Consider the following 24,151-nt stretch of genomic DNA (forward strand, 5'->3'; position numbering starts at 1 on the left):
CCGGCCTCACCTAGGCGGGAATGCCGTCGGCACGTTGCCGCTGGCAGGTTGATAGATTACGCGGATATTCTTACCGAATCTCACCGATTCAGTGACCCACTTGGCCGGATCCCCGGCGTTCGTTAAGATGGATCCGGACGGCCCTGTCTGATTTTTCCACACGGTCGCCGGATCGGTCAATATATCAGACACCGAGTGCAAAATCTTGGAGTCCGACCAATGCCACGGAAACGTGCTCTTTCCCGGGTTCCCTGGCCACGCGTGCCCCCCAGAGGTGGGCGAGTCTCCAGCGATGATGTGCTTGGCATTCTCGCGGGAGAGCACACTCGTGTAGCCACCGGTCGGTTTGGTGGTTGCGCTGGCCAGTTGCTTGAGCGGGGCTGCCGCCTGAGCTGCCGACGATCGAAGGGCCGCCCGCAGCCCGGCACCTCCCGCTAATGCGAGGGCTCCGGATCCGAGGGCGGGCAGGAGAATTGCGCCGCCTGCGCCCAGCACACCGCCGATGGCTCCGCCGACCAAGGCTTCGCCGGCGAGTTGCCAGCCGCTCTCGTCGTCGGCGTCGAGGCCGTTGGTGACCAACGACGCGACAGCTCCGCCGACGAACCCGCCGATCGCCGCGCACCCGACGGCACCCACACCAATACTCGCCGCCGTGCACGCTCCGCCCACGATCACGCCAGCCGCCACACCAGCGACCGCACCCACCGCACCCACCGCACCCGCATTGCGACACCAGAAGCTGGCCTGACACTCCCGCTGCTTGCGTTCTACGTCTGCCCGCTCGTTGCTCGCCTTCCGGAACGTCTCGCGTTGTTGCTGGCAGCTGGACTTACAGGCGGGCGGGACGTACTTCTTGACGATCTTGGTTTCGGTCTTGCCGGAGGGAGTGGTGATGACGTGGGCGCGGTCACCGGTGTCCTCGCTGTTCTCCGTGAAGTACAGACCGGTGGGGTCAGCGTTGTCGATCGGGTTGTTTCCGCCGTACTGGTAGGCGTTGTACTGGGCCGGGTCGTCGGCGACGAGGACCGGGTCCACGGAGATGAACCGGCCCAGCGTCTGGTCGTACTGCCGGGCACCGACGTTGATCAGCCCAGTGGGGTCGATGTCCCCACCGACGAAGCCCTTGTTGTTCGCCCAGACCGGGTTCGCACCGCGCGGCGCCCCGTACGGGGTCTGACGGCGGATGGAGACAGCCTGGGTGCCCGCGTTCACGGCGATCTGTTGCGTGCCCTGATGGTCGTCGAAGAGCCAGGTCAGGTCGGTGGTCGCCGAACCACCCTTGCGGGACGCGCAGACGGTGCCGGCGAAACTGTAGTAGCGGGTACCGGTGTTGACACTGCCCTCGCGACGGATCTCCTGCCCCGGGAGGTAGAGAGTGGTCCCACCGCTGTCCCGGCGGATGATCCTGACACCGTCGGCGTCGTAGACGTTGGTTTCGATGGTCTGGCCACCGGCCGCGACCGTGGCGAGCTTGCCCTCCGCGTCCCAGCCCAGGCTCTGACTGTTGGTGCCGGTGCCGCAGTTGTTCGCGGCGGTGCCGGTCGGCCGGCAGGTGGTGTTCCCGGCCGCGTCGTAGCCGTAGTTGCTGACGACATCGCTCTGACCGGGCGCCTGGGTGGTCATCGCGGTGACGGCGTGTGGGCGTACGACGCCCTGGCCGCCGGTCGGCACCGTGTAGGTGCGGGTGGTGTCGCCGCTGGCGGTGTGGCTGGTCTCGGTCAGCCGGGAGCCGGTGGTGTTGAAGGTCCAGTCGTGCCAGTAGGGTGCCGGGCCACCGAGGTCAGCGACGGTCGGGGCGCTCTGACAGGTCACTCCGGCCTTCGGGGTCCAGGCGCTGGTGAGCCGGCCCAGCAGGTCCTGCCGGAAGCACTGGGTGTCGGCCTGGCCGATCTGCGGCCTCTCCTCGATCGAGGTGATGTTGCCGCTGTGGTCGTAGGTGTAGTTGCGGTCGGAGACGGTGCCGGCGATGGTTTCACGCTGCACGGTGGTGCGGTCGATGCGGCGGGTGGCTTCGTCGCGGTAGACGGTGTCCTGGGTCCAGACGCCACCGGGCATCTTGTAGATGGAGCCGCTGCGTTCGCCGTAGGCGGTGTAGGTGGCGGTGGCCATCGTGCCGGCGAAGCCAGTGAGGCTGGTGTCCAGCCGCACGGGCATTCCGGTGGTGGCGTCGTAGTCGGTGGTGACCTGCTCGGTGACCAGCCCACCACCGGCCGGGTAGGAAATGGAGGTCGGGGTGCCGGTCGCCGCCGAGTAGCCGTAGGCGTAGTTGTAGGTGCCGCTCAGGCCGGTCTCGTTGCCGGGGATGACGTAGTTGACGCCCTTGGGCTGGTAACGGTCGTCGAAGCTGACCACCTGCCAGCGGTAGGCGTTGCTGCTGCCGGCCGGTTCGTAGCGGACCGCCTGGGTGAGTTGGCCCCTGAAGCCGCTCTGCCCGGTGTAGAGGGTGTCGTACCTCCATTCGGCGCGCAGCGCCCCGGTGGCGGAGTCGTCCCGCAGCTCCTTCTTCCGGCCCAACGCGTCATAGACGTACCAGAGCACCTCACCGCGGGCGTCGGTGGTCTTGACCAGCTCGTTGGCGTCGTTGAAGGTACTGGTCGTCACGCCCTTGTCGGGATCGGTCGCACGCCACAGGCGGCCCTGGGCGTCGTACTCGTTGACCCACCGGTTTCCCGCCGGGTCGACGGTCCTGACCTGCTGACCCTTGCGGTTGTAGACGTACTCGGTCTCCTGGTAGGCCCCGCCGACGCCCGCCGTGGTGGTGTGCTGGCGCAGCTTGACGACACGGCCCTCGACGTCGGTCACCGTCGTGGTCGGGGTTCCGCCCTGGGGCGGTGTCACCTTGGTGAGGTCGCCCTCATGGGCGATGACCGTGCGCCACTTCTCGACCAGGTTCGTCTCTCCGTCCCCGGCCAGGAAGATGGTGTTCGTGGGGCGCGACGCCCGGTCGAATACGGTCTTTGACACGGCGGGGAGGGACCATTCCGGCTCCCACCACAGAGTGCCGGAGGGTGCCCCCGGTTCAGCGTGTGCTCCGTAGGAGATTGCGGCGCGGCCGAGGCTGTCGTAGAGCGTGTCGGCGACCACGCGGTTCCCGGTCCCGTCCACCGCCGGGCTCTGGGTCTGTCGGGAGCGCAGCAACCCGTCGAGGATCTCGTACGAGGTGACGTAGTTTCCGTCGGGGTTCAACGTCTGCGCCCTGACGAACGGATAGGCGTTGCGGCCCGACGCGAAGGTGTACGTGTACTGCGCGGATGGGGTGGTCGGGTTGGCGCTCTTGGTCCAGCCCAGTCCCCACACCTTGCTGACCCGCCCGAGCGCGTCGTACTCGATGTCCGAGATCACCCTGTTGTTCGGATCGGTGGCCTTGACGGTGGAGCCCCAGTAGGGGTTGGTGTCCACGGACGAGGTCCAGTTGAACGGCGCCGGGCCCGTCGTGGTCACCTTGGTGACCGGGCCCCCCACGGCCGGCGTGTACGCGGTCGTGGTGATGTTGCCCTTGATGTCGGTCGCGCTCACCGGCCGGCCGCTGGAGTCGTAGCTGCCCTGCGACACCACCTGCCAGACCGTGCCGGTGCCGGCCGCCCAGTCCTTGAGCTGCTCGGTCTTCGTCACCAGCCCGAATGTCGGCGCGGTGTCGACGCTGCTGGCGCCGTCGTAGTAGCTCCGCGCGTCGGAGATCAGGTCGTCGACGGTGGACGGGTTCGTGCCGCAGGCCAGCGCGGTGGTGGTGGTCTGCTTCACCGTGGTGGTGAGATTCTTGCCGGTGTTGCGGTTGTAGCGGTAGGTGATGCACTTCTCGTCACCGGTGACAGCTATGTCGCCGTCGTCCTGTGACCAGTTCACCGTGCCGTACGTGTGATCCAGGCTCTTGGTGCCCCGCGAGGTGCGCCAGCCCCGGCTGCCATCGATGCCGAGGGCGGTCGCGGTGTAGCTCGTCTGGGTGTCGACGAACCTGGCCTCAACGGTGTCACCGTTGATCGTCCGGCTCGCGGTCGGGTTGGACCGCCACGGCACGTTCACCGTCTTCGTCACCGGCTTGGTCTCTACCCCGTTGTAGAGGACCTGCTCCCGCACCTGCCCCGCGAACTGATCCTCGTCGTAGACCGTCTCCGTGCCGAGCGAGGCCGGAACCGTCACGCTGCGGGTGCCCCCGCTCGGGCTGGCCTTGTCGCCGTGCATGCCCCGCATGAAGGTCGTCACCGCGAGCGTCTGGGTCGCCGAATCGTCACCGACACGGGTCTTGACCTGCGCGTAGCCACGCCACTGTGACCATGTCTTGCGTTCCGGCCTGGTCAGACCGTCGTCGTCGGCGTAGTGCCACGCCGGCGCTCCCACGTACTCGTACCACGTGTGCCGTGACGGCGCCTGGTGCCCGTTGGCCAGTTGCACGTCGTCCTCGACCACATGCTCGACCCGGTGCTTGTGCCACCACTCGGTGATCAGCCGCTCACCGGTCGAGTCGGCCGGGTCCGGCACCCGCACGGGGTAGCACCGCCTGGTGTTCGTGTGCGGGTTCAACCCCGTCACCATCGCCTCGGTGCACTCCGGCTGCGCGTAGTCCACCTTGATCCGGGCACCGGTCTCCGTCACGATGCTGGAAATCCGTAGCCAGTTGTGAGTCGTGCCGTGCGCGGTCAACACCCGGTTCGGCAACGACACCGCCTCGAACGTCACCGGCGGCAGGCTGACGGTGCCGCCTACATGCCCCGCGTGATCGATCCTGTTCAGCCACAGCCCGGTGTGCGTGGAGTCCGCCGTCGCGGCGAACGTGTGCGACAGGGTCCACGACTCCACGTCCTGCCACGCCGGGGTGGTCTTCGTGGTGTCCCACACCCTCGTGGTGATCTTCTTCAGCCGCTTCGTCGTCCAGAACGTTGGTGAGTACTGCTGCGGACACGATGTCGCGCTGCACTCCTGGTCCCAGGGGGTGTCCTTCCACGACGCCTTGACCGGATTCGACTCGGTGCCACAGTTCGAGAAGCACCGCATGTCCGTCTCGAACAGCACCTGCGCGTACGGGGTGACGCTGCGCTCGGTCACGCCGTGTGTGGCCGACGCGCGGTCGTAGGTGCCGTAGTCGATTCGGGTCAGATAGCCGTCCCGGTCGTAGGACACGTCGTCGGAGTCGGTGTCGTTTCGGGCGTACTTGTTGGTGTCCTTGCCGTACCACAGCGACATCGTGTTGCCGCGCACGTCAACGACGTAGTCCAGATTCCACCGCCACGCCTGCTGGCAGTCGGAGTTGGCGAACGCTGCGGCGTGGCACGGCTCACCCGAGTGGTTGCCGAACACCGGCACCGCCAGCGTCGAATTGGTCTTCGACGTGTGCCCCGGCAGCGAGTGCAGGCCGAAGAAGTACTGCGTACCGTCGGCGGTGGTCACCTTCCAGTGCTCACCGTTGTCGTCACCGTTTCCCGTCGCACCGGTCAACTTCTCGATCTTCGAGCCGTCCTCTGAGCGGGCGTGCCAGCCCTTGCCGGTCTCGAACACCAGCTCGGTGCCGCTGCCGTTCAGGCTCATCGTCGCGTTGTCCGACCGCCAGCACAGGTCGCCGGTGTCCTTGGTGTTGTTCGCGCCGGCCTTCTTCCTGTCCTCCGCACAGGGCACATATCGCCGCTCGATGAACCCCGGCGAGAAGTCGAAGCCCTCGCCGATCCACGACGGCTGGTTGTTCGTCACCTCCGAACGACCATCGACGGAGGCCGACGAGTACGCCAAGCCCACCGACGGCTCCGGGCCGGCTGCCGGCGGCGTACGCAGCGGATAGCTCCACGAGAAGTCCCCGGAGGAACCGCCCGCCGACCAGGTCGACGACGGTGCCAGGCTGGTGGCGGTGAAGTCGCCGTCCGCGCCCGACCCCGCCGCCGCCAGCGCGAGGAAGGAGCCACTCGCCTGGTTCGTCATCTCCCCCGACAGCCGCGCCAGCTCCCTCGGTGCCCCCGGGGTGGGGGTGGCGGTCACCTCCGCGGTCGCCACTCCCGCGCCGAGGTCGTTCGTCGTGGGGAGCGGCACCGACCGGCAACCTGGTGCGTCGGGTGTCGACAACGCACAGGCCGGAACCTGCCACAGCCGCAGCCGGGATGCCCATGACCCACCCACCGCGTGCCGGAACGAGTTGTAGTCCACCGACACCTTCGCCGTGCCGGCCGCAGCCCCGGCCGGCGTCGTCACCTTGAGCACCAGACCGTCACGCCAGTTGGCCGGCAGTGACTCCCGGTCCACCACCTGCACATCCACGCTGGTGGCCGGCACACCGCCCGTACCACCACCGCGAGCCACCCATACCGGCAGCGCACCCGCCCGGGTGCCCCGACCAGTCGCGCTCGACGAATGAAGTGTCACCCGAGCGGTGCTCGCCGCCGGCCACACCGGCTTCGGAACCGGTGCGTCCTGCACCAGCTGCTGCGCCCACGCCCGCCCCGACACCGGGCCACCATGCGAGTCGAGCTTCTCCACCGGCGGCCGTACCGGCTCCGCCCTCGGCGCAACGGCCTCAGCCGGCACACCTACCAGCAGCGACGCCGCCACCGGAACGACCGTCAGCCCGGCGATCCACCGGCGCAGGCGGCCCGCTCGACGATTGTTCCGTCGTGACTGTCGCGAGTCGTGAACAGAGCGTGCAGACATCGTGCTTTCTCCCCGGTAAGGACAGCCGCATCGAGCAGAGGGTGTGGGTATGTCTCATCAGCGCGTACATCTGGAGGTTGGACCGCTCGGTCCGGCCGGAGCTACGAGTCGTACAGCATGGACACCGCCGTGTCCGTCAGCGCACCCTGGAAAACGGCGACGTCGTCGATGCCCCCGGTCCACTGGTCCATCAATTGGTCTCGCCACAGCGTTCGGCCCACCAGCAGCGGACCGGTCGACGCCATCGGGGTGAACGGGATGTTCTGCGTGACCCCTTCGAGCTCACCGTTGACGTAGAGACGAAGCTGGTTCCGCCCGGCGTCGTACACGCCAGCAAGGTGGGTCCACACGCCCTCCTCGGCCGTCGACGTCGAGGTGACGCTGGCGGTGGAGGTGGTGATGACATCTTCGTCGCTGACAACGAACTGCCACTTGCCCAGGGTGGCGTTGAACTTGAGCCAGCCTGCGCTCTCATGCACCCCCCGCTGGGACACCGCCGTCCGCATACCGTCCAGCCGGTCGAGCATCACCCAGGCCGACATCGTGAACGACTGATCGGTACGCAGGACCGGCTTGTCCTGCCACTGGGTGAACTCCAGACCGTCGGCGTCCGGCGGCGTGGTCCCCGTCTTCACCGCACTCCGCCCATACTCCGCAGTGCCCTCGGTGTAGCCCTCCTCCGGGAAGTACTCGTAGTCAAGCCACAGCCCGGAGCCATCGGTGGAATAGCCGGTGCCGACGGCGGAACCCCGCGTCAGTGCCAGCCACCGATCCCAGGCCGTCACCGTGTCGCGCGCCTGGCAGGTGTCCCGCAGGTCAGCCAGGTAGCAGGGAACTGCGAACTCGAAGTTCCAGTTGCCCACCTGCACCGGCGTCAGGATGCCCGGCTCATGGAACCCGCTGGACGTCGGGTCCTGCGCCAGCTTGCCGGTGAAGTCGTGCGGCACGAGCACCCGGTCGAACACCTGCACGTCGGCGACCTGCCCGCGAAGCGGGGCAACGGCGCCGCCGCCGTGCACGGCGCGGCCCACGTTCAAGGGCCCGGTGGCCGTCCAACTTCCGAGTTGGCTCACGGTGCCGGCGAGCGTGCCATCCACGTACAGGCTGAGACTCTTGTGCGTGGCGTCGTACACACCCGCGAGATGCGTCCATCGTCCGACGACCGGCGCGCTGCCGGTCTTTCCGTCGCCCGACGCCGCCTGCGTATCCGTGTCGTACATGAAGACACGCCAACCGCCGTCAGCGGCCGAGTAGTAGAGCATGAAGCGAGCACGCACCGATCCCAGCAGGGACACCACCACCTGATCCGAGTTCGCATCGTCGAGGCGTGCCCATGCTGCGACCGAGAAACTCTTGCTGGTGTCCACCACCGGTCCGGACGTGGTCAGATAACCCGCTCCGTTGAGCGCCGCAGTCCGGCCGCCGATGAGCCGCACATCGTTGGACCACGTGATGCCGTTGGCGGTCAAGGGCGTGTCGGCCACCAGGGGGCCGGCACCGTCGCTGTCGCCGAGCGTGGGCTGCTGGTCGGCGAGCGCTGCGGTCTGATCGACACCGGGGTACTGCTCCAGGCCCCACTTGGCGACGGCCGGTGACGAGCGAGGCGTGGTGACGGTGGCGGAGCCGATGTTGCCCAGGTTGCCGGTGGCGTCGATGCCACGGACCCAAAAGGTGTTCTGGCCGAAGCTGGGCACGGTGACGGTCACCGTGGCCGTCTTCGGATTGGTGCCGCTGGCGGTGATCTCGGTCGTCGGCGGGTTGGACCAGCCATAGCGGAACTTGGTCACGTCCGTGGTGGTGGTGCTGAACGTGAAGGTCATGGTCCTACCCGGGCCACCCGCCGTACCCGGGGTGATCGTGGGCACTGGCGGAACGGTGGTGTCCGGGGCGAACTGACACCACGACGACCAAGGGCCGGTGATCGAGTACGGAGCCTTGTCGGTGCCCTTGGCCCGGAACGCGTAGGTAGGCCCCTTCGCGATCGTCACCGCGGAACTCGTCGCCCGGCTGTTCGGGGTGATTCCGGTCCTCGCCGGCGGCGGACTCTTACGGGCCGGGGAGGTGTTGGTCACCGTACCCATACCCCCGGCCGGCACCTCGATCCATTCGAAGGTGCCGGTCAGCGAGTCGCTGCTGTCGCCGTCCGGGAAGACCGCGGAGAACGTCGGAGTCAGCGTGCCGATCGTCAGCACCCCGGAACCGCAGGCCACACCAGCGACCTGCAGGGTGTGTGGAGCGCCGGGCTTGGTGTCGTAGTCGACGATCAGCTTCGCGTCGTTGGGGAAGAACTTCTTCCATCGATCCTGCGTCGATTCGCCCGACCCGTCGGCCGCCCGCGCGGTGAACGCCACGCTGATCGAGTTCCAGTTCCCGGTCGCCGCGGCCTGTACCTGGTTGGTGGTGTTCGACCCCCGGAAGTTCATGATCATGTCAGGCTGGATCGACGAGCACCCACCGGACTCGTTCGCGTTCCCGGTCGCCGAATTCAGGAATGATCTCATCGTCATCGTCGACCAGGTCGCCTTCGGCGTCGCGTTGATCGCCGCGGTCAGATACATCGCCGTCACCGTCGGCCCGCACGACCACGAGTGGTCCAACTTCATCTGCACGTACGCCGACTCGATGTGCTTGCCCTTGAGCGACACGCCGTTGGCCGTCGTCGAGAACTCGAAGTACGACCGGTACAGGGCGCCGGTGTCCGGGTTCAATCCCACCCGCGCGCGACTGGTGTCCGAGTTCGACGACCCGTTGTTCGTCCCGTACGCCCACTTGCTCTTGAGCACCGACCATGCCGGGTCCACGAACAGCGGGAACACCACATCCGGGTCGTCCAGCAGCGTCACATCCGGACGCAACACCAGGTCACCGCCGGACACCTCGACGCCCACGTTTCCCACCCGCGCCGCGTCCCCGGCTGCCGTCGACGTCGACGGCGGGCTCTCGGCCGACAACCCCTGCGCCGTGACGCCGGCGGTCGTCCCCACCCGGGAATCCCACATCACCGCCGGCTCGGCCGAGGCGACGACAGCCGTACCTGCCATCGCCCGCAGGCCGCCATCCGGGCCCGGCACGACCTTGGCGTCACCACCGATGCGGAACCGTGGCGCGCGCACGTCGGGATGCGTCGCCGCCGCCCGCGTCTTGACCACCAGAACGTGCGTGAAGCCCGTCCGCGTCGCCCGCACCACCAGATCCACATCGGCGAGTACGTTCGGGTACGTCAACGAGTCCCCGGACACCGCCGGCGCCGGCAGCGTGCGCGGCCACGACAGCGTGACTGTCCGCCCGCCCCGCGTCAGCGCCACCATCGGGCCGTCCCCACCACCGGAGAACGCCACATCCGCGACGGAGGCCCCCGGCCGCCACAGCCCGTCGCCACCCCGAGCCAGGTCCAAGTCGATGTCGGCCCACCGACCGGCCTTGCGCGTACGCTGCGGCACCACCGCCGATGCGAACTGCAGCCGCCCATCCGGCAACGCGGTCACCTCGGCGAACTCCGTCCGCGACGCGTCCACGACCACCGGTTGATCGCAGGAGGTCGCCAACGCCTTCGCCTCGACCTCCGAGTCGGCCACGTCGGCGCACTGTGGGGCTCCGGCGACTACCCGCCCCGGCGCCGGAACGCCGACCACGCCGACAGCCAACAGAGCCGCCACCCCAGCGGACAACCCACGCCGCCACCGAACGCCCACCACCGACACCCCCGTGAAGAAAGCAACGCAGTGGCAGAGACGGTAGGGCGCACCCCTCGTCCCGGTTGTCCCGTGGCCGGAATGGCGGAACAGCGCCACGTGAACGCATCGACTTTGTCGAATATGCCGAGGTGCCGGGCATGGCTGGACTACAGAAAGTTATGTGAACTGCGTCCACGTACATCTAAGTGTGATCTGGCACACATCCGGTCCGGGTGTCGCCGGGGAGCTACTTCTCCGCCTCGCGGGGCGTCGGCGCGCCGACCGGGGGCGGCGGCGTCGGCTCGGCCGGGGCGGCTTCGCGGAGCAGGGCGTTCAGGCCGGCGCGCCGGGCCACCACGGTCAGCCGGTCACCCGCGACGATCACCATCCGCCGGTCCGGCGACCAGTCGAGGTGTTGCCCGGCCCGGGCGTGGGCGAGCAGGCGCACGCTGCCGGGCCGTCCGACGCTGGCGAGCGTACGACCCTCCAGGGCCGAGCCGGCGGCCACCGGGACCTCGGTGACCAGCAGCGCGTGCCGGCCCACCGGGATGGTGGCGATCACCGCCCGGTCCAGCAGCGCGGCGGCGAACGACGGTGCCGCCAGGTAGGAGACGCTGCGCGAGGTGCCGATGCCGAAGGCCCGCTGCACGCGCTCGGCGAAGTCGCCGTCGAAGAGCCGCAGCACCACCCGGAGCTGGTCGTCGAGGGTACGGGCGTTCAGCGCCGCCCGCAGGTTGGCCCCGTCGTCGGTGGAGACCACCACCAGCGCCTGACAGGTCGCGACCGAGGCGGCCCGCAGCGTCTCCTCCTGCGCCGCATCACCCACCACCAGCGGTACGCCGAGCCGCCGGGCCAGCCCCGCGCCGCGCGCGTCCGCATTCTTGTCGATCGCCACCACCTCGACGCCGAAGTCGTTGAGCTGGGCCATCACCCGGGTGCCGATGTTGCCCAGCCCGACCACCACCACGTGCCCGGAGCGCTCGGGCAGGATCCGCCCGGTGTGCAGGGCCAGCCGGGCCCGGACCACACCGTCGACGACCACCGCCGTGATCAGCGGGATCAACGCCAGCCCGGCGAGGTTGAGCGCCACCTGCATGACCTGCTCGGCGGCCGACTTGGCGGTGTCCGGGTCCTGCCCGGTGAGGGTGGTGACCAGCGTCAGGTAGAGCGCGTCGGCCCAGCCGATGTCCGCGGTGGCGGCGTACAGGGCGCCCAGCGCCCCCACCATGGCGAGCAGCACCATCACCGCGAGCCCGATCTTGCGGGTGGCGAAGCTGCGGATCGCGCGCAGCACCATCGCCACCGGGCGGCGGCGTCGCCGGGCGCGGACCAGCCGGCGCGCGGCCAGCTCGGTGCCGGCCGGCCGGCCCACGGCCTCGGCGAGCACCACGTCGGCGTCCCGGTCGTTGGCGGGGAGCACCAGATCCTGCTGCGAGTCGCTGGTGTCGGCCACCCCGCAGACGATCTCACTCGGGCGTACGTCCTCCCGCCGGGCCACGTAGAGGGTGCGCCCGCCGTGCCGGAAGTGCGTCGGCGCGACCTCACCGAGCGCGGCGGCCACGAAGGCCGGGGCGGCCATCGAGGCGTCCGACAGCACCGCCGAGTCGGGGAAGATCTGCCGTACGCCGTTGGCCAGGCCGGTGTTGAACATCCGCACCACCAGGCGCAGCCGGGGCTCGACCTCCTGCGCGCAGAGCGCGGCGTGCATGTTGCCCACGTCGTCCTGATGCAGCAGGGCCAGCCCGGCGGCGCCGGCCAGCCCGGCCCGGTGGAAGGCGGCCTCGTCCAGCCGTTCGGCCCGGATCACCTCGACGCTGGGCAGGTCACGACCGTCCGGCCCGGGAGAGCGCTGGCGGTCGGGCACGATCAGGGTGATCCGCACCCGGCCGGCCTGCGGCTGGCCGACCAGCATCGTCCGCACCACCCAGTAGGCGAGCGGATCCTGCCCGCAGATCACGTAGTGCGCCCGGGTTTCCCCGTTGACCCGCAACCGGCGGCTGGCCCGCCGGGCCCGATCGAGCAACGGCTCCGCCATGACCCGCATGCTAGTCAGCTGGTCGCCACCCGCGCAGCCCGTCATGATCCTGGCCGCGGCGCCGCCCCGGCATGTCCCGACCGATGGCGGGTAGGGCAGCGGCATGCAGACCTTCCTGCCGTACCCGGACTTCCTGGCCAGCGCCGGGGCACTGGACCAACGCCGGCTGGGCAAGCAGCGGGTGGAGGCCATCCAGGTGCTACGCGGGCTCACCTGGCCCACGTACGGCTGGCGCAACCACCCGGCGGTGCGGATGTGGGCCGGGTACGAGGAGGCCCTGACCCGGTACGGGCTGGACGTCTGCGCGGTGTGGTGCGCGGCCGGCCGGGCCGACACCTGTGCGGCGACCCTCGCCGCCGACCTCGCCGCGGCCTGCGGCACCGAGCGGGTCCGCACCCAGCGGGAACTCGCCACCGCCGGGGAACTGCCACCGTGGCTCGGCCGGACGGATCTGCACCTGAGCCACCGCTCGTCGCTGCTGCGCAAGGATCCGGCGCACTACCGCCCCATCTTCGGCGACGACGTCCCCGACGACCTGGAGTACGTCTGGCCCGCCTCCGACCGCCCTCGCCGCTGCCTGTGACGAGGCGCTGCCTGTGACGAGGCGCTGCCTGTGACGTGGCGCTGCCTGTGACGAACGGACGGGACCTGCCGCGCAACTCGGGCAGACTGAGCGGAGGTCCGGGAGGTGCGGGTGGCGCTGTCGCAGGTGGTTGGTCGGCTCCTCGGCGTACGCCGGCACGAGGTGGACCCGCGCGGCGGTGGCGCCCCCCGGGTGCCGCACCCGGTCGCCGCGGTGGTCGTCGGCGGCGGCATCGCCGGCATGTCCGCGGCGGTGGTGCTCGCGGAGCGCGGCGTCGAGGTGACGGTGCTGGAGGCCGCGCCGACCCTGGGCGGCCGGCTCGCCGCCTGGCCGGAGACTCTCGCCGACGGCAGCCGCCAGGTCAACGAGCACGGCTTCCACGCCTTCTTCCGGCAGTACTACAACTGGCGGAACGTCCTGCGCCGGATCGACCCGGCGCTGCGCTTCCTGCGGGCCGTACCGGGCTACCCGGTGCTGAGCGCGCGGTGGCCGACCGAGGAGTTCGGGCGGCTGCCGCCCGCGCCGCCGGCGAACCTGCTCACGCTGCTGGCCCGCAGCCCCAGCCTGCGGCTACGCGACCTGCGCGGGATGGACCGGGACGCCGCGCTGCCGCTGCTGGCGTACGACCCGGTGCGCACCTACGCCGAGTTCGACGACACCACCGCCGACGAGCTGCTCACCTCGTTGCGGCTGCCGGACCGGGCCCGGGCGATGCTCTTCGAGGTCTTCTCCCATTCGTTCTTCAACCACGAGGCGGAGATGTCGGCCGCCGAGATGATCGCCCAGTTCCACTTCTACCTGCTCGGCAACCCGGAAGGGCTGGCCTTCGACTGCCCCGACGAGGACTACGCCACGGCGATCTGGGCGCCCCTGGCCCGGCACGTCGAGCGGCACGGCGGCCGGATCCACACCGGTGCTCCGGTGGCATCGCTGCACCGCGACCCCGACGGCTGGCGGGTGCGGACTCCCGAGCGGACCTTCCGGGCCGGGCACGTCGTGCTCGCCGTCGACCCGCCGGCCCTCGCCGCGCTGGTCGCGGGCTCCCCGTCGCTGGCCGAGCAGGCCCCGGCGCTGGTGGCGGCGATGCCCGCGTACGGTCGCCCCGGCCCGCCGTACGCGGTCGCCCGCTACTGGTGCGACGGTGACGTCGACCCCGGGCGGGCGATCTTCAGCGGGGTGTCCCGGCAGTCCACGCTGGACTCGGTGACGCTGTACCACCGGCTGGAGCACGAGTCCCGCCGCTGGGCCGAGCGCACCGGCGGATCTGTGATCGAGCTGCACGCGTACGCCTGCGAACCGGACGTGCCGGCCACGGAGCTGGCCGGACGGATGCGCGCCGAGCTGGGCGTGCTCTGGCCGGAGGCGGACCGGCTGCGGGTGCGGGAGCTGCGGGCCCGGGTGGAGGCGAAGGCGCCGGCCTTCGCGCCGGGCAGCCATGCCGGGCGACCGGGGGTACGCACCGACGCCGACGGGTTGTACCTGGCCGGCGACGGTATCCGCACCGACTTCCCCAGCGCGTTGATGGAGCGTGCGGCGGCCACCGGGATCCTCGCGGCGAACCACATCCTGCGGGCCGAGGGCGCTACGGCCGAGCCGGTCCACTCGGTCCGGCCCCGTGGCCTGCTCGCCCGGCACTGACCGCGCGAGCACAGCGCCGACCGCGCGAGCGCGGTGCATGCGTCGCGCTCGCCACGCCGGGCCGTGCCGGTTCAGCCGTCCCGCACCACGCGGAAGCGCTGGAGGACGGCGAGCGTGTCGTCGTCCACGGTGAAGTCGGGCTCGTCCAGGTAGGCCCGGTACTCCGGGCCGTGCCAGAACTCCTCGTGCCCGGCGCGCCAGCCGGCGACCGTCTCGAACCCCTCGCCCTCGTCCCGGGCATGGGCCAGGTCGACGTCACCGAGCCGGACCACCCGCACCTCGGTCAGCTCGATCACCGCCGCCGGCCGGTCGTCGGAGTCCACCACGACCGACCGGTCTCCGACCACCGGCAGCGGCTCACCCTCGCGCTCGTGCTCGTGCTCGTGCAGCAGACCCGTGGTCGAGGTCTTCGCCCCGGAGAGGATCGCGGCGACGATCTGGTCCCGCAGGGGCCCGGGAAAGGCGAACTCGACCTTCGGCAGATCCGACATGATCCAGAGGCTAGCCCAGCCCGGCGCCGGCCCGGCCCGCCCCACCCGACGACCGCCGCTGTACGCCTGCTCGCCGCCCGGCATTCACCGGCGGGCCGCCCACGACCCCTAGCGTCACCCTGCGCGCACGTCGTAACCGGCAGCAGTGAGCAGGTGGTCATGCCATCCACACCCGAGGTCAGCGTGGTCGTTCCCACCTTCGCCCGGCCGGAGTTGGTGACCCGTGCGGTCCGCAGCGCCCTCGCGCAGACCGTGACCGACATCGAGGTCATCGTCGTGGTCGACGGCCCGGACGAGGCGACCGGCAAGGCCCTCGCCGAGATCGGCGACCCCCGGCTACGGGTGGTGGAGCTGGCCGACCAGGGTGGCGCGCCCAACGCCCGCAACGTGGGCGTACGCGAGGCGGCTGCCACGTGGACCGCCCTGCTCGATGACGACGACGAGTGGCTGCCGACCAAGCTGGCCGTCCAGCTGGAACTGGCCGGCCACGCCTCGGTGGACAGCCCGATCATCGCCAGCCGGCTGATCAACAAGACGCCCCGGGCGGAGTTCGTGATGCCCCGCCGGCTGCCGGAGCCGGGCGAGCCGGTCTGCGAGTACCTCACCCTGCGGCGCGGGCTCTTCCACGGCGACGGTTTCATCCAGACCTCGACCATCATGGCGCCGACCGAGTTGCTGCGCCGGGTGCCGTTCACCGTCGGCCTGCGTCGGCAGCAGGAACTCGACTGGACCGTACGCGCGACCAGCCAGCCCGACGTCGAGCTGCTCATCGCGGCCGAGCCGCTCGTGCTGTGGCACCAGGACGAGGACCGGCCACGGATCAGCCTCAGCTCGCCGTGGGAGGCGCAGCTGGAGTGGCTGCGCGGCATCCGGCCACTGATCACCCCCCGGGCGTACGCGGCGATCACGATGAGCATCATCAGCTCGATGGCCGCGCCGACCCGCAGCTTCCGGGTCTTCCGCCTGCTGCTCACCGAGGCGCGCCGGCACGGCCGGCCCGGTGCCGTCGACTACCTGACGTTCCTGCAGATCTGGGTGCTCCCTGCGCACCTGCGTCACCGCGTACGGGACCGGATCCTCGGTCGTGGTCGTGGTCGGGCCGGGACCGGCGAGGGCGTCGCCGAGGGGCGGGCCGGGGCGGCGGAGATCGGGGCCGATGTCCGGCGATAGGGTCGCCGTGATCTGGCGTAGCTGCCTGCTGCCCGGATCGGAGACGTTCATCCGCAACCAGGGCGACGCCCTCTCCACCTGGCGTCCGGTCTACCTCGGCGCCATCCGGGTTCCCTCGTCGCTGTCCCGGGACAGTGACGTCGTGGTGTGCCCGGACACGCCCCGTGGCCGCCGCGAGTGGCTGCGACTACGGCTGACCGGCGGCACCCCCCGGCTGCGCCGCCTGCTGGCCCGGCTGCGCCCCGAGGTGGTGCACGCCCATTTCGGCGGGGACGGCTGGCTGGTCAGCCGCACCGCGACGCAACTCGGCATCCCGCTGGTCGTCACCCTGCATGGCCTCGATGTCACTCAGCAGGCGGCGGCACCCGGGCCGCGCGGCGCCCGGCACCGGCGGAACCTGCGCACCATGTTCGACCGGGCCGCGCTGATCCTGGCCGTCTCCGGGGCGATCCGGGACCGGGCGGTGGAGCTGGGGGCGGATCCGGCGAAGGTCCGCGTACACCACACCGGGGTGCCGGTGCCGCCGGAGCCGGCGGTCGGGCCGAAGCGCTGGGATGTCGTCTTCGTCGGCCGCTTCGTCGAGAAGAAGGGGGTCGAGGATCTCGTCGAGGCGCTCGGGACGCTGCCGGATCTGCGCCCACGGGTCCTGCTCGTCGGCACCGGGCCGCTACGCGAGCGGGTACGCGCCCGCGCCGCACGGCTCGGCCTGGACGCCACCTTCCCCGGCGCGCTGCCACCGGCCGAGGTGATGGGACACATCGCCGAGGCGCGGATCCTCGCGGCGCCCTCGCGGACGGCGCCGGACGGCGACACCGAAGGGCTGCCCACCACGATCCTGGAGGCGTTCAGCCTCGGCGTGCCGGTCGTCTCGACGTACCACAGCGGCATCCCCGAGGCGGTCACCCACGAGGCGAACGGCCTGCTCGGCGCGGAGGGGGACCGCGCGGCGCTGGCCGCCAACCTGCGCCGCCTGCTCACCGACGCCCCGCTGCGCGACCGCCTCGGCCGGGCCGGCCGCCAGCGCGCCGAAACCGACTTCGACCTCCGCCACCAAACCCGCCACCTGGAATCCCTCTACACCGCCCTGTGCACCTCCCGCTGACCCAGCACACACCGATCATGCAGCTATGGCGTCCGATAGGCGCCCTTTGATGCTGTTCGTGAGGTGCCACAACTGCATGATCGACATGGGCAGGGGTGGTGGGGGCGGGTGGGTTAGTCAGGGGGGCGGAGGCGGTGAAGGGCGGTGCGAGCGGTGCGGGCGCCGGCGAGCAGGAGGCGGGCGGCGCGGGCGGTGGGGGTGCCGCGTAGCAGCGAGACGATCTGGCGCAGGCGCTTCAGCTCGGCGTCGCGTTCGGTCAGCGTCCGCTCGTACCACCGGTGCAGTGCGCGCGCCTCGGCCAGCTCGCGGGCCAGCCGGTCCCGGTCCACCAGCAGCTCCCGCCACCCCCCGGCACCGGCGCCGCCGACGTCGTCGGCAAACCCCGCCGGCTGCTGACCGGCCATCGTGGCCAGGGTGGCGGCCAGCTCACCGGCCGGCCAGAGGTGGGCCAGCCCGGCATCGACCAGCCGGGACGCCAGCCGCCGCAGCGCCACCGCCGGCTCCGTCGCGTCGGCGGAACCGGGCCAGGCGCCGGCCCGGGTGAGGACCACCTGATCCGCCGGGACGCCCGCCGCCGCGCCGGACTGCCAGGCGGTGAGCAGCGCGCGCACCGCGGGCAGGTCCCGCCCCAGCGACGCGGCCACCACCAGATCCTCGACGGTACGCCCCGACGGAACCGCCCCGCCGTCGGCGAACCGCCAGCCCTCAACCGGGTCACGGCGAACCTCCCGGATCCGGCCGCCCTCGACGAGCACTCCCGCGGCGGTGCCGGCGCCCTGGGCGGTGTGGTCGCCGCTCTCGGCGGGAGACATCGGCGGGAGTGCGGCCAGCAGGACCCAGCCGGGAGCCAGCTCCAGGCCGGCCCCGTTCCGGATCGCCGCCCCCGCCAGGCGAGCCGGATCGGCCAGGCAAGCCGGATCAGCCGGGCCGGTCGGATCAGCCGGGTCAGCCGGGTCAGCCAAGCGAGTCGGATCGGTCAGGGTCGGCGGGGCGGGTGCCGTGGACGATTGGGCGGCGGCCGCCTCGGCGGCCGACAGCGTGGCCTGGAGGAAGCCGGTCAGGTCCGGGTCGGCCAGCAGCTCCGTGCCGAGCAGGGCGGCGGGCGCGAGGGGCGACGGGAAGGCCGCCCAGGTGCCGTCGATCCGCAGCCCGGCCGCCGCGAGCCGGTCCCGCAGGCGGGCCGGGCCGGCCGGGCGGGTGTCGTCGTACTCGCCGAGCGCCGCCCAGTCGCCATCGGCGATCGGTGGTGGCAACGCGGACAGCCGGTGCAGCCCGAGGTGGTTCTCGACGCCGAGCAGCAGCCGCCCGCCCGGCCGCAACACCGAGACGAGCAGATCGAACGCCGCACCCCAGGACAGCTGCGTGCCCTCGACCGAACTGAGCCGGGCCAGCCCGTCCAGGGCGACCACGGTGTCGTACGGCGGGGTGGTGGCGAGCTTCTCCGGGCCGCCGCAGCACACCCGTACCCCCGGCCGGTCGGCGTACCGCGCGGCCAGCGCCTCGGCATCCGGCAGTCCCCGGACCAGCACGGTCAGGTCTGCCGGGGGCAGCGCGTCGAGCAGTTCGGGATCGTGCGGCCCCACCACCAGGATGCGGCCGGACGCGGCGGACAGCAGCGCCGCCAGTCCCGGCCCACGTACCGGTCCTGGGCCGTGCGCGCCGTCAAGATCCGACCAGGCCAGCATCTCCCCACCGAGCAGTTGCACCGGCACCGCGTCCCTCACCTGCCCACCTCCGTGCCGTGCCGGTCAGCGCTGACGAGCGGCTCGGACCGGCGGAACGAGCCGACGGCCGGCTCGGGCCAGCGGAACAACCGGCGCAACTCGGCCGGTGGGAGCAGCCGGTCGGCGCCCAGCTCGGACACGGCGGCGTCGCGGGCCACGGCCGGGTCGACCCGCGGGCCGTGCAGGTGCGCCCACTCCCGACGGATCCGCGGCTGACCACCCCAGATCGGGGCCTCCCCGGCCAGCTGCATCGGATCTCCGTACACGGCCGGTTCGCAGCCGGCCAGGATGCCGTAGAAGACCGCGCTGCAGAGCCGGTTCGAGGCGACCCGCCGGTGACCGCGCAGCTCGGCCAGCTGCCGATGCAGGAACCCCGGGTCGAGGTCGCTCCACCGGCCACCCCGGTAGCCGTGGCAGACGACCCGGAAGCCGGCCCGTTCGTAGTGCCGCCGTACCCGCGTCGACCGGTACTCCTGCCAGTAGAGGCAGACCGTCACCGGTCCCGACTCCACGGCCCGGATCTCGTCCATCAGCCGGCCGTGGTCGCCGACCACCCGCTGACCCTCCCAGCCGTGGAACGGGTACCAGATGGTGCCCTCCCGCCGCTGCGGGCCCGCCGGCTCCAGGGCCAGCAGGTACGCCCACGGGGAGCCGACCACGTACGTCTGCCGGTGCCCGAGCGACCAGGCCCGCCGCCGGGTCCGCTCGGACCAGAGGAGCAGCGGTACCCCCGGCACGAACTCGTGGTCGGGTGCCATGCCGTCGCCGATGTTCCAGCCGTGCTGGAGGTAGCCGTGGATGCGCGGTGGATCCCGGTCGTCGAGCCCGCAGTAGCGGGCCAGCACGTGGGAGTGCCCGTAGTAGTGGTTGGCGTGGTGCACGGTGGCGGGCGTCCCTGGTCGTGGTGACGGGTGGAGGCGGAGCCTAACGGGCCCGCCTGAACACCCGGCCACGCGAAGATGTCGACCCGGTGCGCCGGGTGTGATGCGAATGGAGCCCCCGGCCGGGATCGAACCGGCGACATCCCGCTTACAAGGCGGGTGCTCTGGCCAGCTGAGCTACAGGGGCGCTGTGTCGTCGCCAGCATAGCGACCGGCGTCCGGTTTTCCTGCTCGGCAGGCCTCCCGAGCATGGGAAACGTCAACATCCCGACGCGTGGGCGTCGATTCGTGTCCGACCATGCCCGAGTGACCGGAATGCGAATGCTGCGGAACCGATCAAAGACCGGCGAACCTTGGCATCACGGCGAAAGCCGTTTACCGTGCAGTGACACGAACGACACGGGCTCGCCCCGCGCCGGTCGTGGCGCCGGTACGGGCATCCGTGCCGGTCGCTCCTTCACTCGGATCGTCCGGCACGTTCCTGCCGGTGAAAGGAAGCGTCCCCTCATGGCTACGGTCACCTACGCGAAGGCGTCCCGGATCTACCCGGGCACCGAACGCCCCGCGGTCAACCAGCTCGACCTTCAGATCGGCGACGGCGAGTTCCTCGTCCTCGTCGGTCCCTCCGGTTGCGGTAAGTCCACCAGCCTGCGCATGCTCGCCGGCCTGGAGGACGTCGACGACGGCGCGATCTACATCGACGATCGGGACGTCACGCACCTGCCGCCGAAGGCCCGCGACATCGCGATGGTCTTCCAGAACTACGCCCTCTACCCGCACATGTCGGTGTACGAGAACATGGCGTTCGCGCTCAAGCTGCGCAAGACCTCGAAGTCGGAGATCGACCGGCGGGTCAAGGAGGCGGCGGCGCTGCTCCAGCTGGAGGAGTACCTCAACCGCAAGCCCAAGGCGCTCTCCGGTGGTCAGCGCCAGCGGGTCGCGATGGGTCGGGCCATCGTCCGGGAGCCGCAGGTCTTCCTGATGGACGAGCCGCTGTCGAACCTCGACGCCAAGCTCCGGGTCCAGACCCGTACCCAGATCGCCTCGCTGCAGGCCAACCTCGGCATCACCACCGTCTACGTCACCCACGACCAGGTCGAGGCCATGACCATGGGTCACCGGGTGGCGGTCATGCTCGACGGCGTGCTCCAGCAGGTCGACACCCCGCGGGCGCTCTACGACACCCCGGCCAACGTCTTCGTTGCCGGCTTCATCGGCTCCCCCGCCATGAACATCAAGACCGTCCAGCTCGCCGAGCAGGGCGCGGCGTTCGCCGAGATGTTCGTGCCGCTGAGCCGGGAGCAGACCGAGGCCGCCAACGCCGAGGGCGGCAACGGCAAGGTGACCGTCGGCTTCCGCCCGGAGGACTGCGACATCGTCAGCCCGACCGAGGGCGGCATGCCGGTCGTGGTCGAGCTGGTCGAGGACCTCGGCTCCGACGCCAACGTCTACGGGCACGCCGCGCTGGACGGCGCCTCCGAGCGGTTCGTGGTGCGTACCGACCGGCGGACCATGCCGAACATGGGTGACACGATCTTCGTGAAGCCGCGTACCGGCCAGAGCCACGTCTTCCACGCCGCCACCGGGCAGCGCATCTGACGTAGCGACCACGAAGGGGCGGCCCGCCGGTGGCGGGCCGCCCCTTCCGCGTACTCTCCTGAGGGCTCTCAGTCCTCGACGGCCCGGCGGCGCGCCACCTCGGCCAGGGTGACCGCGGCGGCGACGCTCGCGTTCAGCGACTCCACCTCGGAGATCATCGGAATGCTGACGGTGAGGTCGCAGGTCTGCCCGACCAGCCGGGACAGCCCGCGCCCCTCCGAGCCGACCACCACGACCAGCGGACCGACCGCGGCCTCCAGGTCGTAGAGACCCGTCTCGCCGTCGGCGTCCAGGCCGACCACCACGAAGCCGGCGTCCCGGCAGGCCTTCAACGACCGGGTCAGGTTGGTGACCTGGGCCACCGGAACCCGGGCCGCCGCGCCGGCACTGGTCCGCCAGGCGGTCGCGGTGATCCCGGCCGCCCGCCGCTCCGGTACGAAGACACCCTGCGCGCCGAACGCGGCGGCCGAACGGATCACCGCGCCGAGGTTGCGCGGATCGGTGACCCCGTCCAGCGCCACCAGCAGCGGTGCCGGCTGCTCCAGCGCGGCCGCGACCAGATCCTCGAACGGCTCGTACGCGAACGGCGGCACCTGGAGGCCGACCCCCTGGTGCAGCACTCCCCCGGTCATCCGGTCCAGCTCGGCGCGGCTGACCTCCAGGATCGCGATGCCCCGGTCGGCGGCGGTACGGATGATCTCCTTCACCCGGTCGTCGACGTCGATGCCCTGCGCGGTGTAGAGCGCGGTGGCCGGCACCTGGGCACGCAGCGCCTCCAGCACCGGGTTGCGGCCGACCAGCAGCTCCGGCGCGTCCTTCGCGGGGTTGGACTTGCGCCCCGGCGCGACCCGGGGGCCACCACGCCCGGCGGGCTGCCTGCTGCCCCGGGCCGGCTGGGCGGTGGCCGCGCCCCGGCCGCCGCCCTTGCCCCAGGTGGTGTCCTTGCTGCCGGGCTTGCCGATCTTCGGCGCCCGCCCCTCCTCAGCCGCCGCCCGGCGCTCCTTCTCCTGCTTCCAGGCGGTGCGCTGGGGCAACTTCTCCGTGCCGGAGTACGCCTTGTGCCATGGCCGCTCGTCGGCGGGCAGGGTGCGCCCTCGGCCGGCGAGGGAGTCCTTGTTCTTGCCGCCGGAGCCCTTGGGTGCGCTCGTCTTCGACGCCACCCGCCGGCCACGGCGCTGCGAATTGCCGGCCATCAGTCATGCTCTCCAATAGTCCACCGCGGGCCCTGGGGGGTGTCCTCGACAACCACTCCGGCCCGCTTGAGTTGATCCCGCAGCGCGTCGGCGGCCGCCCAGTCCTTCCGGACCCGGGCCTGCGCGCGCTGTTCGAGGGCCAGGGCGACCAGGGAGTCCACCACACCACGGAGGTCGCTCGCCCGGGCCCCACCGGTCCACGCCGGATCGAGGGGGTCGACCCCGAGGATATCCAGCATCCCGCGGACATCGGCCAGCGTCGTGCGGACGGTCACATCGTCCCCGCCGGCCAGCGCGTTGTTGCCGTCGCGCAGCACCTCGTGCAGGGCGGCCAGGGCGGCCGAGGTGTTCAGGTCGTCGTCCATCGCCGCGGCGAACGCGGCGGGCAGCTCGCCGAGGCCGCCGGCACCCACCCGCTCGACGGCCCGCTGCACGAAACCCTCGATCCGCCGGTACGCGACGGCCGCCTCGCGCAGCGCCTCCTCGGAGTAGTCGATCCGGGAGCGGTAGTGCGCGGCGACGTAGTAGTAGCGCAGCTCCACCGGGCGCACCCCGAGCGCGGCGACGTAGTCCAGGTCGAGGGCGTTGCCCAGCGACTTGCCCATCTTCGCCCCGCCGATGCCGAGCAGGCCGTGGTGCACCCAGTACCGGGCGAAGGGCAGGCCGGCGGCCTGGGACTGGGCCAGCTCGTTCTCGTGGTGCGGGAAGGTCAGGTCGAGCCCGCCGCCGTGGATGTCGAACTCCGGGCCCAGGTATCGCCAGCACATCGCCGAGCACTCGATGTGCCAGCCGGGCCGCCCCCGCCCCCACGGCGACGGCCAGTAGGCGTCCGCCGGCTCGTCCGGTTTGGCGCCCTTCCAGAGGGCGAAGTCCCGTGGGTCGCGCTTGCCGCGATCCGGTGCGTCACCGGCGGACTGCATGTCGTCCGGCGACTGGTTCGACAACGCACCGTACGACGGCCACGAGCACACGTCGAAGTACACGTCGCCAGTGCCGTCGGTGGCCGGGTAGGCGTGCCCCCGGTCGATCAACTGCGCGATCAGTTCGTGCATCTCGGGGATGTGCCCGGTGGCCCGGGGCTCGTAGCTGGGCGGCAACACGTTCAACGCCCGGTACGCCTCGGCGAGCTTCAGCTCGTTGGCGTACGCGATCGACCAGAATGGGCGCCTTTGCTCCTGCGCCTTGACCAGGATCTTGTCGTCGATGTCGGTCACGTTGCGGATGAAGGTGACCTGGAAACCGGCCGCCAGCAGCCAGCGGCGCAGCACGTCGTAGTTGACGCCGGAGCGAAGATGGCCGATGTGTGGCGGTGCCTGGAGGGTGAGACCACACAGGTAGACCCCCACCTTGCCGGCTTCCCGCGGGACGAAGTCCCGCACCGATCGGGTGGCGGTGTCATACAGGCGTAGCGTCACCGTACAAGGGTAACGGTCC

Annotated in this window: 13 protein-coding genes and 1 tRNA gene; 5 read left to right on the forward strand and 9 right to left on the reverse strand. The window is 71.1% G+C overall.

The features are described from left to right. Positions 1-6: 6 nt before the first annotated feature. The 3 genes from O7615_RS10315 to O7615_RS10325 form a co-directional block, all read right to left on the reverse strand. Positions 7-6,564 carry an RHS repeat-associated core domain-containing protein gene (locus tag O7615_RS10315; RefSeq protein WP_278182047.1) on the reverse strand — a complete coding sequence of 2,186 codons (6,558 nt, stop codon included), beginning with the start codon at positions 6,562-6,564 and terminating at the stop codon, positions 7-9. 164 nt (positions 6,565-6,728) lie between these two features. Beyond that, positions 6,729-10,319: a LamG domain-containing protein gene (locus tag O7615_RS10320; protein ID WP_278177187.1), complete on the reverse strand. Its 3,591-nt coding sequence runs from the start codon at positions 10,317-10,319 to the stop codon at positions 6,729-6,731. 229 nt (positions 10,320-10,548) lie between these two features. Next, positions 10,549-12,345, reverse strand: coding sequence for an NAD-binding protein (locus tag O7615_RS10325; protein WP_278177188.1), 1,797 nt, complete (start codon positions 12,343-12,345; stop codon positions 10,549-10,551). Between the two features lie 94 nt (positions 12,346-12,439). Here O7615_RS10325 and O7615_RS10330 point away from each other — a divergent pair, with 94 nt between their 5' ends. Further along, positions 12,440-12,919: an MSMEG_6728 family protein gene (locus tag O7615_RS10330; protein WP_278177189.1), complete on the forward strand. Its 480-nt coding sequence runs from the start codon at positions 12,440-12,442 to the stop codon at positions 12,917-12,919. A gap of 111 nt (positions 12,920-13,030) precedes the next feature. Then, the gene (locus tag O7615_RS10335; RefSeq protein ID WP_278177190.1) at positions 13,031-14,557 is read left to right on the forward strand and encodes an FAD-dependent oxidoreductase; all 1,527 of its coding nucleotides are present in this window, start codon (positions 13,031-13,033) and stop codon (positions 14,555-14,557) included. 71 nt (positions 14,558-14,628) lie between these two features. On the opposite strand, the gene O7615_RS10340 is transcribed toward O7615_RS10335, so the two are convergent. After that, complete coding sequence (locus O7615_RS10340; protein ID WP_278182048.1) at positions 14,629-15,051, reverse strand: ASCH domain-containing protein; 423 nt, start codon at positions 15,049-15,051, stop codon at positions 14,629-14,631. A 156-nt stretch (positions 15,052-15,207) separates the two neighbouring features. On the opposite strand from O7615_RS10340, the gene O7615_RS10345 reads away from it, so the two are divergent. Together O7615_RS10345 and O7615_RS10350 are read left to right on the forward strand one after the other, a co-directional pair. Then, positions 15,208-16,218 carry a glycosyltransferase family 2 protein gene (locus tag O7615_RS10345; RefSeq protein ID WP_278177191.1) on the forward strand — a complete coding sequence of 337 codons (1,011 nt, stop codon included), beginning with the start codon at positions 15,208-15,210 and terminating at the stop codon, positions 16,216-16,218. Further along, positions 16,205-17,320 (forward strand): glycosyltransferase, encoded by a 1,116-nt coding sequence (locus O7615_RS10350; RefSeq protein ID WP_278177192.1) that lies wholly within the window; start codon positions 16,205-16,207, stop codon positions 17,318-17,320. Before O7615_RS10345 ends, O7615_RS10350 begins: the two co-directional genes overlap by 14 nt. Positions 17,321-17,433: 113 nt before the next feature. On the opposite strand, the gene O7615_RS10355 is transcribed toward O7615_RS10350, so the two are convergent. From O7615_RS10355 to O7615_RS10365, 3 genes are all read right to left on the reverse strand, one after another. Continuing rightward, entirely contained in the window at positions 17,434-19,044 is a 1,611-nt protein-coding gene (locus O7615_RS10355; RefSeq protein ID WP_278177193.1) for a hypothetical protein, read from the reverse strand. After that, positions 19,041-19,925, reverse strand: coding sequence for a hypothetical protein (locus O7615_RS10360; protein WP_278177194.1), 885 nt, complete (start codon positions 19,923-19,925; stop codon positions 19,041-19,043). Before O7615_RS10360 ends, O7615_RS10355 begins: the two co-directional genes overlap by 4 nt. A gap of 110 nt (positions 19,926-20,035) precedes the next feature. After that, positions 20,036-20,112: transfer RNA gene (locus O7615_RS10365), tRNA-Thr, on the reverse strand. Between the two features lie 320 nt (positions 20,113-20,432). On the opposite strand from O7615_RS10365, the gene ugpC reads away from it, so the two are divergent. Continuing rightward, positions 20,433-21,524: a sn-glycerol-3-phosphate ABC transporter ATP-binding protein UgpC gene (gene ugpC, locus O7615_RS10370; protein ID WP_278177195.1), complete on the forward strand. Its 1,092-nt coding sequence runs from the start codon at positions 20,433-20,435 to the stop codon at positions 21,522-21,524. Positions 21,525-21,592: 68 nt separating this feature from the next. On the opposite strand, the gene rlmB is transcribed toward ugpC, so the two are convergent. Both rlmB and cysS read right to left on the reverse strand, forming a co-directional pair. Continuing rightward, positions 21,593-22,717, reverse strand: a complete 1,125-nt coding sequence (gene rlmB / locus O7615_RS10375) for a 23S rRNA (guanosine(2251)-2'-O)-methyltransferase RlmB (protein WP_278177196.1) — start codon at positions 22,715-22,717, stop codon at positions 21,593-21,595. Further along, positions 22,717-24,132: a cysteine--tRNA ligase gene (gene cysS, locus O7615_RS10380; protein ID WP_278177198.1), complete on the reverse strand. Its 1,416-nt coding sequence runs from the start codon at positions 24,130-24,132 to the stop codon at positions 22,717-22,719. The genes rlmB and cysS overlap by 1 nt, the downstream gene beginning before the upstream one ends. Positions 24,133-24,151 lie beyond the last annotated feature (19 nt).

Origin of the sequence: Micromonospora sp. WMMD1082, from assembly GCF_029626175.1 — a bacterium.
GTDB lineage: Bacteria > Actinomycetota > Actinomycetes > Mycobacteriales > Micromonosporaceae > Micromonospora.